17 protein-coding genes and 1 other RNA gene are annotated in these 13,170 nt (G+C 67.7%); 17 read left to right on the forward strand and 1 reads right to left on the reverse strand.

The annotated features are described in order from the left end of the window. Positions 1-13: 13 nt before the first annotated feature. On the reverse strand, positions 14-553 hold the full coding sequence (locus ACW17W_RS05370) for a GNAT family N-acetyltransferase (RefSeq protein WP_492079708.1): 540 nt from the start codon (positions 551-553) through the stop codon (positions 14-16). A gap of 269 nt (positions 554-822) precedes the next feature. Between ACW17W_RS05370 and ACW17W_RS05375 the strand changes: the two genes are divergently transcribed. The 17 genes from ACW17W_RS05375 (at position 823) to ACW17W_RS05455 (ending at position 13,161) form a co-directional block, all read left to right on the forward strand. Next, positions 823-1,407 carry a histidine phosphatase family protein gene (locus tag ACW17W_RS05375; RefSeq protein ID WP_492079709.1) on the forward strand — a complete coding sequence of 195 codons (585 nt, stop codon included), beginning with the start codon at positions 823-825 and terminating at the stop codon, positions 1,405-1,407. 16 nt (positions 1,408-1,423) lie between these two features. Beyond that, positions 1,424-2,086 carry a peptidylprolyl isomerase gene (locus ACW17W_RS05380; protein ID WP_492079710.1) on the forward strand — a complete coding sequence of 221 codons (663 nt, stop codon included), beginning with the start codon at positions 1,424-1,426 and terminating at the stop codon, positions 2,084-2,086. Positions 2,087-2,146: 60 nt separating this feature from the next. Further along, positions 2,147-2,395, forward strand: a complete 249-nt coding sequence (locus ACW17W_RS05385; RefSeq protein WP_492079711.1) for an exodeoxyribonuclease VII small subunit — start codon at positions 2,147-2,149, stop codon at positions 2,393-2,395. After that, the gene (locus ACW17W_RS05390; RefSeq protein ID WP_492079712.1) at positions 2,395-2,760 is read left to right on the forward strand and encodes a tRNA-binding protein; all 366 of its coding nucleotides are present in this window, start codon (positions 2,395-2,397) and stop codon (positions 2,758-2,760) included. Before ACW17W_RS05385 ends, ACW17W_RS05390 begins: the two co-directional genes overlap by 1 nt. A gap of 41 nt (positions 2,761-2,801) precedes the next feature. Beyond that, on the forward strand, positions 2,802-3,674 hold the full coding sequence (locus tag ACW17W_RS05395; protein WP_492080265.1) for a polyprenyl synthetase family protein: 873 nt from the start codon (positions 2,802-2,804) through the stop codon (positions 3,672-3,674). An 87-nt stretch (positions 3,675-3,761) separates the two neighbouring features. Continuing rightward, positions 3,762-5,672, forward strand: a complete 1,911-nt coding sequence (dxs, locus tag ACW17W_RS05400) for a 1-deoxy-D-xylulose-5-phosphate synthase (protein WP_492079713.1) — start codon at positions 3,762-3,764, stop codon at positions 5,670-5,672. A gap of 406 nt (positions 5,673-6,078) precedes the next feature. After that, positions 6,079-6,930 carry a tRNA glutamyl-Q(34) synthetase GluQRS gene (gene gluQRS / locus ACW17W_RS05405; protein WP_492079714.1) on the forward strand — a complete coding sequence of 284 codons (852 nt, stop codon included), beginning with the start codon at positions 6,079-6,081 and terminating at the stop codon, positions 6,928-6,930. 17 nt (positions 6,931-6,947) lie between these two features. Next, the gene (gene gltX / locus ACW17W_RS05410; RefSeq protein ID WP_492079715.1) at positions 6,948-8,483 is read left to right on the forward strand and encodes a glutamate--tRNA ligase; all 1,536 of its coding nucleotides are present in this window, start codon (positions 6,948-6,950) and stop codon (positions 8,481-8,483) included. Further along, positions 8,480-9,169, forward strand: coding sequence for a fumarylacetoacetate hydrolase family protein (locus tag ACW17W_RS05415; protein WP_492079716.1), 690 nt, complete (start codon positions 8,480-8,482; stop codon positions 9,167-9,169). Before gltX ends, ACW17W_RS05415 begins: the two co-directional genes overlap by 4 nt. A gap of 16 nt (positions 9,170-9,185) precedes the next feature. Continuing rightward, positions 9,186-9,806 (forward strand): maleylacetoacetate isomerase, encoded by a 621-nt coding sequence (gene maiA / locus ACW17W_RS05420; RefSeq protein WP_492079717.1) that lies wholly within the window; start codon positions 9,186-9,188, stop codon positions 9,804-9,806. Between the two features lie 60 nt (positions 9,807-9,866). After that, positions 9,867-10,029: non-coding RNA, 6S RNA (gene ssrS, locus ACW17W_RS05425), on the forward strand. Positions 10,030-10,225: 196 nt separating this feature from the next. Further along, entirely contained in the window at positions 10,226-10,777 is a 552-nt protein-coding gene (locus ACW17W_RS05430; RefSeq protein WP_492079718.1) for a 5-formyltetrahydrofolate cyclo-ligase, read from the forward strand. Positions 10,778-10,808: 31 nt separating this feature from the next. Then, positions 10,809-11,051, forward strand: coding sequence for a type II toxin-antitoxin system VapB family antitoxin (gene vapB, locus ACW17W_RS05435; RefSeq protein WP_492079719.1), 243 nt, complete (start codon positions 10,809-10,811; stop codon positions 11,049-11,051). Next, positions 11,051-11,485 (forward strand): PIN domain-containing protein, encoded by a 435-nt coding sequence (locus ACW17W_RS05440; protein WP_492079720.1) that lies wholly within the window; start codon positions 11,051-11,053, stop codon positions 11,483-11,485. Before vapB ends, ACW17W_RS05440 begins: the two co-directional genes overlap by 1 nt. Further along, the gene (locus ACW17W_RS05445) at positions 11,482-12,309 is read left to right on the forward strand and encodes a TIGR00282 family metallophosphoesterase (protein WP_492079721.1); all 828 of its coding nucleotides are present in this window, start codon (positions 11,482-11,484) and stop codon (positions 12,307-12,309) included. The genes ACW17W_RS05440 and ACW17W_RS05445 overlap by 4 nt, the downstream gene beginning before the upstream one ends. Before the next feature lie 58 nt (positions 12,310-12,367). Further along, the gene (locus ACW17W_RS05450) at positions 12,368-12,832 is read left to right on the forward strand and encodes a MotA/TolQ/ExbB proton channel family protein (RefSeq protein ID WP_492079722.1); all 465 of its coding nucleotides are present in this window, start codon (positions 12,368-12,370) and stop codon (positions 12,830-12,832) included. Beyond that, positions 12,832-13,161, forward strand: a complete 330-nt coding sequence (locus ACW17W_RS05455; protein WP_492079723.1) for a BlaI/MecI/CopY family transcriptional regulator — start codon at positions 12,832-12,834, stop codon at positions 13,159-13,161. The genes ACW17W_RS05450 and ACW17W_RS05455 overlap by 1 nt, the downstream gene beginning before the upstream one ends. Positions 13,162-13,170: the final 9 nt, after the last annotated feature.

Here is a 13,170-nt window from a genome sequence, read left to right on the forward strand (position 1 = left end):
CGCCCGGTATAGTCTATCCGCGCCGCAAGATGAACTCGTCGTCCATCCAGCGCCCGACGGGGTATTGATACTCCCCCGCCTTTTCGAACCCGAAGGCGGTGTAGAGCTTCAGGGCCTTCTGATTGCCGCTCCAGACCCCTATCCACAGCGGACCTGTGCTGTGGACCTCCATCCACTCCAGCGACAGGCCCAGAAGCTTCGTCCCCAGACCCAGCCCCTGCGCCGCCTTCGACACATAGAGCCGCCTCAGCTCGGCGTGGTCTCTCGAGGCCTGCGGATGGGGCAGGGTATTGGGTCCGGCGTTGGCGAAGGCGAGAAGGTCGCCGCCGCCGGCGTTCGTGCGTTCGGCCACCCACCAGGCGGCGCCGGGCTCGGCCAGCCGGGCCGACGTCGCCGCCGGGCTGAAGCTGGCGTCCAGAAAGCCCGCAAGATCGTCCGGCGGATAGGGGATGCCGAACCCGTCGACAAAGGTGTCGATGAAGGTCCGTCGTCCCAGTGCGCCCAGGGCGGCGGCGTCCTCGGGGCGAGCAGGGCGGATCAGCGCGTCGGTCATGGGCGCCGACTACACCGGGGGCGTAGGCGCGTCATCCACCGCGTCTCCAATTTCAGCTGGCGGTCCTGTCCGGGTCAGTTGGCCCCCGCCAACGCCGAGGCGCTTGTGTCCGCCCCCGCAGCCGGTTACGACCCGGACGGGGTCGGCGGTTCGCGGACGCCATGTCGAGATATTCGGGGAGGATTGAGGGACGCCGACGACCGACCTGTCGCCTGCCGCCTTGCATCATGACCTTGCCCGCCCTCTCACCTGATCCTGTCGGAGACGCCGTGGCGCCCGGGCCTCCGGGTGCGATCATCCTGACCCGTCATGGCAAGCCCGCCCTGTCGCGCGACTGCCTGCTGACCGCCCAGGGCTATGGCCGCTGGTGGGCCGAGTATGAGCGGCTGGGTCTCTATCCGGGCCAGACCGCGCCGGAGGCTGTGGCCAGCCGGGCCGTGGTCGCCGGAACCCTGATCGCCTCCAGTCGCCCGCGCGCCCGCGAATCTGCGGCTCTGGCGGCGCCCGGTTGCGACCTCCAGATCGAGCCCCTGTTCATCGAGGCGCCCCTGCCGCCGCCGCCCCTGCCCGAGTGGATCAAGCTCTCGCCGCGCCTGTGGGGCGTGGTGTCGCGCTTCTGGTGGCACGTCTTCGACCATCATGGCGGCCAGGAGACGCGCGTCGAGGCCGAAGCCCGGGCAGAGCGCGCCGCCGACCACGTCATCGCCGCCGCAGCCGCCGGCCAGGACGTCGTCGTCTTCGCCCACGGCTATTTCAACCATATGGTCGGGACCGTGCTGAAGTCCCGCGGCTGGCGTCTGGCTGAAAACCAGGGCTTCAAATACTGGTCGCAGCGGCGCTTCGAAAAATCCTGACTGTGCGGGAGGTGTGATGGACCGGCGCGGCCTTTTCTCCATCGTTCTGGGGCTGACCTTGGCCCTTTCCTGTGTTCCGCTCGTGGCCCGTGCGCAGACCTTGGCGGCGGGGGCGCCCTCTCCGTCCGCCGCCGATACGCGCGAGCGGGTGATGATCGAAACGACGGCCGGCGGCATCGTCATTGCGCTTGAGCCGGCGGCGCCCGTCACGGCCGTGAACTTTCTGCGCTATGTCGATGAGAAGCGGTTCGACGGGACAGACTTCTACCGCTCCATGGTGCTGGGGTCGAACGTCGGCCTGATCCAGGGCGGGACACAGAACGCGCCCGACCGCGTGCTGCCGCCCATAGCCCACGAACCGACCAGCGCGACCCGGCTCAGCCATACGGACGGCGCCGTCTCCATGGCCCGCAACGAGCCGGGCTCGGCCACGGGGGACTTCTTCATCATCGTCGGCAATGTCTCGACGCTCGACGCCGACCGGACCGCGCCCGGCGACCCCGGTTTCGCCGTGTTCGGCCGGGTGGTTCAGGGGATGGACATCGTGCGGACCATTTTGGCCGCGCCGAAATCGCCAACCGAGGGCGAGGGCTTCATGGTCGGACAGATGCTGGAGCCGCGCATTCGCATTCTCTCGGCCCGCCGCCTGGCGACGACCGGGGCCGCGCCGCAGAACTGAGCCGCTCAGAGCCGGGATTGAACATTGAACCGGGGCGGCGCCGCCTTTAGGGTTCCGGCCATGACCGACGCCGCCGCCAAACTCGCCGACCTCAGCTTCGAAGACGCCCTCGCCCGGCTGGAGACCATCGTCTCCCGCCTGGAGTCCGGACAGGCCCCGCTGGAGGAATCCATCAGCCTGTATGAGGAGGGCGCGCGCCTGAAGACCCATTGCGAGGACCGGCTGAAGGCCGCCCAGCTGCGGGTGGAAAAGATCGTCGTCGGTCCCGACGGTGCTGCAAAGGGCGTCGAACCGGCCGAGTTCGGCTGATGACCCCGGGACTGGACGCGCCCGTCGCGCCGGGCATCGTTTTCGATGACTTCATGAAGGTCGACATCCGCATTGGCCGGGTGGTCAAGGCCGAGCCGTTCCCTGAGGCGAGAAAGCCGGCCTTCAAACTGGCCATCGACTTTGGCCCCTCCATTGGCGTCAGGCGATCCTCGGCCCAGATCACGCGGCACTATACGCTGGACCAGCTTCAGGATCGTCTGGTCGCCTCCGTGGTCAATTTTCCGCCGCGCCAGATCGGCCCCTTCATGTCCGAGGTCCTGACCCTCGGCTTTCCGGATGCGGACGGCGAGGTCGTGCTGGTCGGGGTCGATCGCGACGCCGTCGTGGGCGGGAGGCTGTTCTGAGCCCCAACCCCCGCGCCGCCAACTCCCCCGAACAGGCCGTCATCGACCGTGTCGCCGAGGTCGCCGACCTGGTCACTATCGCCCTCGATCGCCTGCTGCCGCGCGGCGAGGGGCCGGAGGCGAAGCTGACCGAGGCCATGCGCTATGCCGCCCTCGGTCCGGGCAAACGGCTGCGGCCCTTCTTCGCCCTTGAGGCCGGGCGGCTGCTGGACGCGGACGAGGGCGCTGTATTGCGCGCCGCCTGCGCCCTGGAATGCATCCACGCCTATTCGCTGGTTCATGACGACCTGCCCTGTATGGACGACGATGACGTGCGGCGCGGTCGCCCGACGGTCCACCGGCAGTATGACGAGGCGACGGCGGTGCTGGCCGGCGACGCCCTGCAGAGCGCGGCCTTCGAGATTGTGCTGGATGAGGACACCCACGACGACGCCGCCATCCGCTGCGAGCTGGCCCGGCGTCTGGCCGTGGCGTCGGGCGCCCTTGGCATGGCCGGCGGCCAGATGATCGACCTGCTGGGGGTGCGGGACGATCTGGGCGGGGCAGCGCGGATGCAGCGACTGAAGACCGGCGCGCTGTTCTCGCACGCCTTTGAAATTCCCATCGTCATCGCCCGCGCCCGGGAGGCGCATCGCAACGCCCTGATGAGTTTCGCCAACGACATCGGCCTGGCCTACCAGATCGTCGACGACCTGCTGGACGTCGAGGGCTCGGCCGAGGAGATGGGCAAGGCCGCCGGCGGCAAGGATGCGGCCCTGGGCAAGACCAATTTCGTCACGCTTCTGGGCGTCGATCAGGCGCGTCACAGGGTCGCGCATCTGGCGGATCAGGCCCGGGGGCATCTCGATCTGTTCGGTCCGGATGCGGAAAACCTCAAGGCGAGCGTGGACTTCGTGCTAAACCGCAGGTCCTGACGACCTCGCGCCCGTTCCGGTTGCCCTTCGCAGTGCCGGAATGTGGGCGTAAGGGATCGTCCGCCCGTTCTGCGACTTCTGAGTAACATGCCCGACACCCCGCTTCTTGATCAGGTCCGTCTTCCCGCCGATATGCGCGGCTTCGACCTTCCCCAGCTGCGCCAGCTGGCGGACGAGCTTCGGGCCGAGACGATTGACGCCGTGTCCACCACTGGCGGTCATCTGGGCGCGGGTCTGGGGGTGGTCGAGCTGACCGTCGCCCTGCACCATGTCTATGACACGCCGACAGACATCCTGATCTGGGATGTCGGCCACCAGTGCTATCCGCACAAGATTCTGACGGGGCGCCGCGACCGGATCCGCACCCTGCGCATGGGCGGGGGCCTGTCGGGCTTCACCAAACGCAGCGAGAGCGAATACGACCCGTTCGGCGCGGCCCACGCCTCGACCTCGATCTCGGCGGCGCTCGGTTTCGCCGCCGCCCGCGAGCAGAAGGGCGGGTCGAACAAGGTGGTGGCCGTGATCGGCGACGGCTCGATGTCCGCCGGCATGGCCTATGAGGCGATGAACAATGCGGCCGAGACCGCCGGCCAGCTGACCGTCATTCTCAACGACAACGACATGTCCATCGCGCCCCCGGTGGGCGGCATGAGCGCCTACCTGGCCAAACAGGTGTCGGGCGGCGCCTATCAGAACTTCCGCAAGTTCGGAAAGAAGGTGGCCGAGCATATGCCGCGCCCGTTCCGCAATGCGGCGCGCAAGGCCGAGGAATACGCCCGCGGAATGATCGTCGGCGGCACATTATTCGAGGAGCTGGGCTTCTACTATGTCGGTCCGGTCGACGGGCATGACCTCGACAATCTGGTGCCGATCCTCAGGAACGCCGCCGCCATCACCGACCGCCCGGTTCTGGTCCACGTCGTGACCCAGAAGGGCAAGGGCTATGCGCCCGCGGAAAGCAGCGCCGACAAGCTTCATGCGGTCGTCAAGTTCGACGTCGTGTCCGGCAAACAGTCGAAGTCCGTCTCCAACGCCCCCAGCTACACCAAGGTGTTCGGGACCGAGCTGATCAAGCGTGCCGCGCTTGATCCCTCGATCGTCGCCATCACCGCCGCCATGCCCTCGGGCACCGGTCTGGACCTGTTCGGCCAGGCCTTCCCTGACCGGACCTATGACGTCGGCATCGCCGAGCAGCATGCGGTCACCTTCGCCGCGGGCCTCGCCGCCGACGGGATGAAGCCGGTCTGCGCCATCTATTCGACCTTCCTTCAGCGCGGCTACGACCAGGTGGTCCATGACGTGGCCATCCAGTCGCTGCCGGTGCGGTTCGCCATGGACCGGGCCGGTCTGGTCGGCGCCGACGGCGCGACCCATGCGGGCAGCTTCGACATCGGCTTCATGGGGGCCCTGCCGGGCATGGTGCTGATGGCGGCATCGGACGAGGCCGAACTGGCCGCCATGATCGCCACCAGCCTCGAGATCGACGACCGGCCGAGCGCCTTCCGCTATCCGCGCGGCGATGGGGTCGGGGTCGAGATCCCGGAACTGGCCGCGCCTCTGGAGATCGGCCGGGGACGCATCGTGCGCGAAGGCGCGACCGTCGCCCTGCTGTCGCTCGGGACGCGGTTACAGGAGACGCTGAAGGCCGCCGACCTGCTGGCCGCACGCGGCGTCTCGGCCACGGTCGCCGACGCCCGCTTCGCCAAGCCTCTGGACGCCGATCTGATCCTGCGTCTGGCGCGCGAGCACGAATGCCTGATCACGGTTGAGGAGGGCGCCATGGGCGGCTTCGGCGCCTTTGTGCTGCAGCTTCTGGCCTCAAAAGGCGCCCTGGACGCCGGGCTCAAGGTCCGCACCCTGAACCTGCCCGACATCTTCCAGGACCAGGACAGTCCGGCCGCCATGTACGCCGCCGCCGGACTCAACGCCGAACAGATCGCGGCCTCGGCGCTGACGGCGTTGGGGGTTGATGCGGCGCGGGGCGCGGTGCGGGCCTGAGTAAAAAGGTCCTCCCCGTTCGCCGCTGGCGAATGGGGAGGTGGATCCGAGCCGCTTGCGAGGAGACGGAGGGGGCGACTCCGTCAGCGAAAACAACGCCGATGTCCAGGGCTGCCTCGCCCCGTCACGGCGCAAGGGCGCCGCGCCACCTCCCCACGCCAGCGGCACGGGGAGGACTTCTGGTCACGTCCCCGGCTGCACGTGGGGAGCCGTCGAGAAGAACGCCCGCTGATGGCCGCGCGGCTCGTCGGTCATACGGCTGTCGACGTCGAACACCATCGTCTGGCGGCGCGGCAGTTCGTGCCTGTCCCGTCGCGCCAGACCGCGTAGTCGGGATCGCCCCTGGCCAGCGGTCGCGGCCAGTGCGCCTCTGGATCGCGCCCGGTCGCCATGCGAACAAGGGCCCATGTTCGCCGTCCGTTTCGCTCCCAGCCCCACCGGCGACCTGCATCCGGGACACGCCTTCTCGGCGACCTATGCCGCTCGCGCCGGTCGGGCGTTCGGCGCGCGCTTCCTGATCCGGATCGAGGACATCGATCAGGGCCGCAGCCGGGCGGAGTTCATTGAGCGCAATCTGGAAGATCTGGCCTGGTTGGGTCTGGTTTCAGAGGGACCGGTATGGCGCCAGTCGGAACGAATGTCCGTCTATCGCGAGGCGCTGGATCGGCTGGAAGGGCTGGGCGTGCTCTATCCCTGTTTCTGCACCCGGGCCGATATCCGGCGCGAGATCGAGGCGATGGGCGGGGCGCCCCAGGAGCACGTCGGCCATGCCTATTCGGGCCGGTGCCGCGCCCTGTCGTCGAGCGAGCGCGCCGAACGGATCGGGCGAGGGCAGGCCTATGCCATCCGGATCGACGGCGGTCGTGCACTGGACCTGACCGGGCCGCTGCACTGGACCGACGTCCATCGCGGAACCTTCGCTGTCTCCCTGGCCGGGCTGGGCGACTTCGTGGTGGCGCGGAAGGAGACGCCGACCTCCTATCACCTGGCTGTCACCGTCGATGACGCGGCCCAGGGCGTGACGCGGGTGACGCGCGGTGAGGACCTGCTGGGCGCCACCCACGCCCATCGACTGCTGCAGGCCCTGCTGGGGCTGGAGGTTCCGGTCTGGGATCACCATCTGCTGGTCGTCGACGACGAAGGCCGTCGTCTGGCCAAACGCCTGGGCTCGCCGTCCCTGCGCGACATGCGCGAGGCGGGCCTGAGCCCGGAAACTGTTGTTGAGACCGTCGCCGCGCGGGCTATAGGACGCGCCTGATCTCTGGAGTTCCTGCAATGACCGTCAAGACGCGCGTGGCGCCGTCGCCCACCGGCGATCCCCACGTCGGCACCGCCTATGTCGCCCTGATGAACTATCTGTTCGCCAAACAGCACGGCGGCGAGTTCATCCTGCGTATCGAGGACACCGACCGGGCGCGCAGCACGCGGGAGTCCGAACAGGTCATTCTGAAGGCCCTGAAATGGATGGGCCTGTCCTGGTCCGAAGGCCCCGACGTCGGCGGCCCGAACGGCCCCTACCGCCAGTCGGAGCGCAGCGACATCTATGCGAAATACGCCGATCAACTGCTGACCAATGGCCATGCCTTCCGCTGCTTCTGCACGCCCGAGCGGCTGGACGCCCTGCGCGCGCGTCAGTCGTCCGAGGGTCTGCCGCCCCGCTATGACGGCCGCTGCACCCACGTGCCGCCGGCCGAGGCCGAGGCGCGCGTCGCGGCGGGCGAGGCCCACGTCCTGCGTATGAAGGTCCCGACCGAGGGCGTCTGCGTCTTCAACGACATGGCGCGCGGCGACATCGAGATTCCGTGGGACAGCGTCGACATGCAGGTGCTGATGAAGTCGGACGGCTTCCCCACCTATCATCTGGCCAATGTCATCGACGACCATCTGATGGGCATCACCCATGTGCTGCGCGGCGAGGAGTGGATCCCGTCGGCGCCCAAACACCAGCTGCTCTATCGCTATTTCGGCTGGGACATGCCGCAGCTTTTCCACCTGCCGCTGCTGCGCAATCCGGACAAGTCCAAACTGTCCAAACGCAAGAACCCGACCAGCGTCCTGTTCTATGAGCGGATGGGTTATCTGCCCGAGGCCCTGACCAACTTCCTGGGTCTGTCGGCGGTTTCGCAGGCGGACGGCGACGAGCTGATGGATTTCGCCACCCTGCAGTCGCGGTTCGACGTGTCCAACATCTCGCTGGGCGGACCGATCTTCGATGTGTCCAAGCTGGACTGGCTGAACGGCCGCTGGCTGCGCGAGGTGCTGTCGCCGGAAGGGTTCAAGGCCGTGATCGGCGCCTGGCTGACGCCCGCCTATCTGGATCAGGTGGCCGATATGGCCCAGTCGCGCATCACCCGCCTGTCCGACCTGGGGCCGACCACGGCCTTCCTGTTCGCCGGCCGGCTGGAGCCGTCGCTGGAGACCCTGCTGGACGGCAAGCTTGACCAGCCGACCCTGAAGCGCGCCCTGAACCTGGCCTCCATCGGGTTCGAGCGCGAGGCCGACTGGACGCAGGCGGCCATAGAGGGCGTGCTGCGCATCGTCGCCGAGATCACCGGCGCGAAGTTCAAGGACCTGGCCCGCCACATGTTCATCGTCATGACCGGCAAGCCCCAGTCCCTGCCGCTGTTCCGCTCCATGGAGCTGATGGGCCGCGACATCGCCCGCGAGCGGATGCGCGAATCCATCGCCATCCTGGGCGGCGGTTCGTCCAAGGAGATCAAGGTCTGGACCGGCGAATGGGACGCGCATCTTAAGGCATTGGCGGTCGAGGCGGCGGCGTCCGAAGCGGCCACAGCGGAGGATGAGGCATGACCCTGGCTTTTGAGGCTGCCCCGACCGTCCTGGCGGTCGTGTCCAACGGCGAGCAATTCCCGGTGCGCCGGGTCTTCTGCGTCGGCAGGAACTACGCCGACCATGCGCGTGAGATGGGCAGTGACCCTGACCGTGAGCCCCCGTTCTTCTTCACCGCCTGGGCCGAGGCGGTCGTGCCGTCCGGGACGACCATCGTCTATCCGCAGGCGACGAAGGACTATCAGTTCGAGGTCGAGCTGGTCGTGGCCATCGGCAAGGGCGGCCGCAACATCGCTGCCGCCGACGCCCTGACCCACGTCTACGGCTATGGCGTCGGGCTCGACATGACCCGGCGCGATCTTCAGGGCGCGGCCAGGAAGACCGGGCGGCCCTGGGATACCGGAAAGAATGTCGAACAGTCCAAGCCGCTGGGCGAGCTGAGACCGGCCGGGGGCTTCGATCCCGGCGCCGGGGGCCTTGCCCTGAAGGTCAACGGCGAGACGAAACAGACCGGCGACCTGTCTGACCAGATCTGGCCCGTGGCCGAGGTCATCGCCCATCTGTCGGGCCTCTATCGTCTTGAGGCCGGCGACCTGATCTATACGGGGACGCCGGCCGGCGTCGGGCCGGTGGTTCCGGGCGACATCATGGTGGCGACGATTGAGGGTCTGGCGGACCTGACCATCACAGTCGGCGATCCGGCGTGAGGGAAGGGGGGGGCGCATGATCCTGCACGGCTACTACCGGTCGACAGCCGCCTGGCGGGTGCGGATCGTCCTGGCGCTCAAGGGGCTGACGGTTGATCAGGTCCCCCATCACCTGCGCCACGGCGGCCAGCGCGCGCCCGACTATCTGGCCCTGAATCCGCAGGGGCTGGTGCCGGCCCTGGTCACCGATGACGGACAGGTCCTGACCCAGTCCCTGGCCATCTGCGAATACCTCGAGGAGATCGCGCCCGAGCCGTCGATCCTGCCGGGCGACGCGGCGATGCGGGCCCGGGTCCGCGCGGCGGCCCTGGTGGTGGCGGCCGACATCCATCCGATCCAGAACCTGAAGATCCTCAAGCGTCTGCGCGATCTGGGACAGGACGATCAGGCCTGGGCGCGGCAGGTGATCGAGGACGGGTTCGATGCGCTGGAGGCCCTGCTGGCCGATGCGCCGGGCCCCTTCGCCTTCGGCGCGGCCCCGACCCTGGCCGACGTCTTCCTTGTGCCCCAGATGGCCAATGCCCGCCGGTTCGGCTGCGTCATGCGCTGGCCCCGGCTGCAGGCCATCGAGGCCGAATGTCTGACGCTGGACGCCTTCCGCCTGACGGCCGCCGAACATCAGCCGGACGCGGAATAGTCTTTGAGCGCTCCGCCGCTTGTGGGGCGACAGGGTAGGGCCTATCTTGATCGACGGCGGGTCATGCTGTGGCTCACGTCGAAGGCAACATATCCTCGCGGCCTTAATTCACTCGAAGGGATCTGTCCCTGTCTGACCTCGTGGGGTCGGGCACACGGAGCCCACCTGGCTACCCAGGCTCGAGAGGATTTAAACCGTCCTTCACGGCTCTTACGGCGCCGCCAACCTCCCTTTTTTTAGTGCGCTAACCCTCGCGACGCGGTCGCTCGCTGCTTGAGCGCTGTTCTTGCGCTATGGTTCGCCGCGCGGCGGCTCGCTGCCTGAGCGCCGTCGGCGTGCCCTATCTCCGCTCTTGAGTTCTGCGCCTCGCCTTGCGTGTGTTTGGTCGTTCTGTTCGAAATGCGGTGTAGTCTGTCCGGATGATCGACAAGGCGGCCCTTCGCGCGGAAATGCGCGCCCTTCGCAAGCGTCTGGCCGAGGTCGAACCGGAGGCGGCCGAACGCGCCGCCGCCCACGTCGCGGACCTGCCGCCGGGGGCGCTGGCGGCCGTCTATCGCGCCATGGGGTCGGAACTGGATCCCGAGCCGCTGGCCCGCGGCCTGGCCGCAGCCGGCCGTCGGCTGTGTCTGCCTGTGGTGCTGGAACGCGACGCCCCCATGATCTTCCGCGCCTGGACCCCGGGCGAGCCGCTGGAGATGGACGCCGCCGGCTGTCCCGCGCCCTTGCCTCTGTCTGAAACCGTCGATCCTGACCTGATCATCACGCCCTTACTGGCCTTCGACGATGCGGGCGGGCGGCTGGGGCAGGGCGGGGGCTACTACGACCGGACCTTCGCGGCGCGGACGGACGTGGTCCGGATCGGCCTGGCCTATGCGGGGCAGAAGGTCGAAGCCCTGTCGGCAGAGGATCATGACGTGGCGCTGCACGGCGTCCTGACCGAGCTCGGCTACCGGCTGTGTATATCCCATTGACATATGGCGCCGGAAGCTCGAGATTGAAAGCATGAACGCGCCTTTCAAAGCCCCCCTCAAGGCGACGATCTTCACCTCCAACCGGTCCCAGGCTGTGCGTCTGCCCAAGGCGGCTGCGTTTCCCGATGACGTCAAGGAACTGCGGGTCATCAGGGAGGGGCGCAGCCTTGTGCTCGTCCCGGCGGACGCCGTCTGGTCCGACTTTCTCGCAGGACCTGGCGGGGACATTGTCGAGCCGGATGATCCGATCGACGACTCGGTCGCCGGGTTCTGATGCCGCGCTATTGCCTCGACACAAACATCTGCGTCCGTCTCATTCGAAATCGACCCCTCGTCAGCGGTGTGCTCGAGGAGCGCATGAACGCCCATGCCCATGGTCTTGCGACATCGACCGTCGTGCTCATGGAACTGCTGCATGGGGCCGCGATGTCCGCCAATCCCCAGCGCGAGCAAGGCTTTGTCGTCAGCCTGATCGCGCGGATGTCCGTGCTGGATTTTGACGCCGAGGCCGCTGAACATGCGGCGGACATCAAGGCTGATCTTCAACGCAAGGGACAGCTCATAGGCGGCAACGACATCCTGATCGCCGGCCATGCCCGCAGCCGAGGCCTGATCGTCGTCACAGGAAATCTACGAGAGTTCGAGCGGGTCGAAGGCCTGCGTTGCGAGGACTGGCCTGCCGGCCCAACCACAAAGATGATGACATGAGACTGGCCTTTTTTGGCGACGTGATCGGCAAGTCCGGGCGCGATGGACTGTCCGATCACCTGCCCGGGCTGAAGCGCGATCTGAAACTCGACTTCGTGGTGGTCAATGCCGAGAACGCGGCGGGCGGCTTCGGCATCACCGAGAACACGGCGCGTGAGCTGTTCATGGCGGGCGCCGACTGCCTGACCCTGGGCAACCACTCCTGGGACCAGCGCGAGGCCCTGACCTATATCGTGCGCGAGCCGCGCCTGATCCGGCCGGCCAACTATCCCCGGCTGATGGACGCCCCGGGCGCCGGGGCCAATCTGTTCGAGACCCACAGCGGCAAGACGGTTCTGGTCATGAATGTGCTCGGTCGCATCCATATGGACCCTAACGACGACCCCTTCAGCGCTGTGGACCGGGAACTGAACGCCGCACCCCTGGGCGCTGTGGCCGACGCGGTGATCGTCGACATGCACGCCGAGGCGACCTCGGAGAAGATGGCCATGGGCCATTTCTGCGACGGCCGGGCCTCGCTCGTGGTCGGCACCCACACCCATGTGCCCACGGCCGACTGCCAGATCCTGCCCGGGGGCACGGCCTATCAGACGGACGCCGGCGGCTGCTGCGACTACGACTCCGTCATCGGCAACGAGAAGGAAGAGCCCCTGCGGCGCTTCACCACCCGCATCTCCCAGGGTCGTTACGTCCCCGCCCACGGGCCGGCGACCATCTGCGGCGTCTATGTCGAGACCGACGACCGGACCGGCCTGGCGACCCGTATCGAGCCGATCCGGATGGGCGGACGGCTCAGTCAGGCGATCCCCGTCCCTACGGATTGACAGTCGGGATTACGTGCGTAATCTGAACTAATTACGTCCGTAGTCGTTGAGGTTCGCCGTGCCTGTCATCCGCCTGAAATCCGCTCTGGCCATCGCGGCCCTTCCGGTTCTGCTGCCCGCCGTCGCCTGGGCCCAGACCCGGCCGATGAATCCGGCCATGGTCGTCGGCGACGCCGCCCCGCCGATGAAGCTGGTGATGCTGATCCTGATCCTGGCCCTGATCGCCGCCGTCGTCGTGACGGCGCGAAAGGTCCTGTCGGGCCATCACCTGACGGGCGGATCGGCCTTCGTGTCGGCGTTGAGGCTGGGCGCGCCGTTGCTGGGCCTGCTGGGCGCCGCCTTCAACGGTCTGATGATGTTCATCGGCCTGTCAAACGTCGGCCCGCAGCCGATGAATGTGCTGGCGCCGGGACTGGCGGAGGCCATGTTTCTCATGGTGCTGGGCCTGACCGTCGGGGTGGTGGCCGTGATCTGTCACTGGGTCATCGAATCGCGCATCGACCGCATGGTGCTGAAAGCCTGATGGGACAGGCCGGATTTCCTGCGATCACCGAGGCCGAGGCCGAGGTCATGGCCGCCCTGTGGAGGCGCGGGCCCCTGTCCTACGTCTCGCTGATCGAGGAGGTGAAGGCGACCCGGCCGTGGGCCGACGCCACCATAAAGACCCTCCTCAACCGGCTCATGCACAAGGGGGCGGTCCGGTCGGTCCGGGAGGATGGTCGCCAGCGCTACCACCCCGCCTTTGAGCGTCAGGCGTGGGTCCGGGCCGAGGTGGACGCCCTGACCGACCGCCTGTTCGACGGCGACCGGGCTGCCTTGATGCTGTTCCTGACCGCAAAGGACGGCGCCTGAGCAGGCGTC

This window comes from Brevundimonas sp. FV1ye29L, assembly GCF_058681095.1.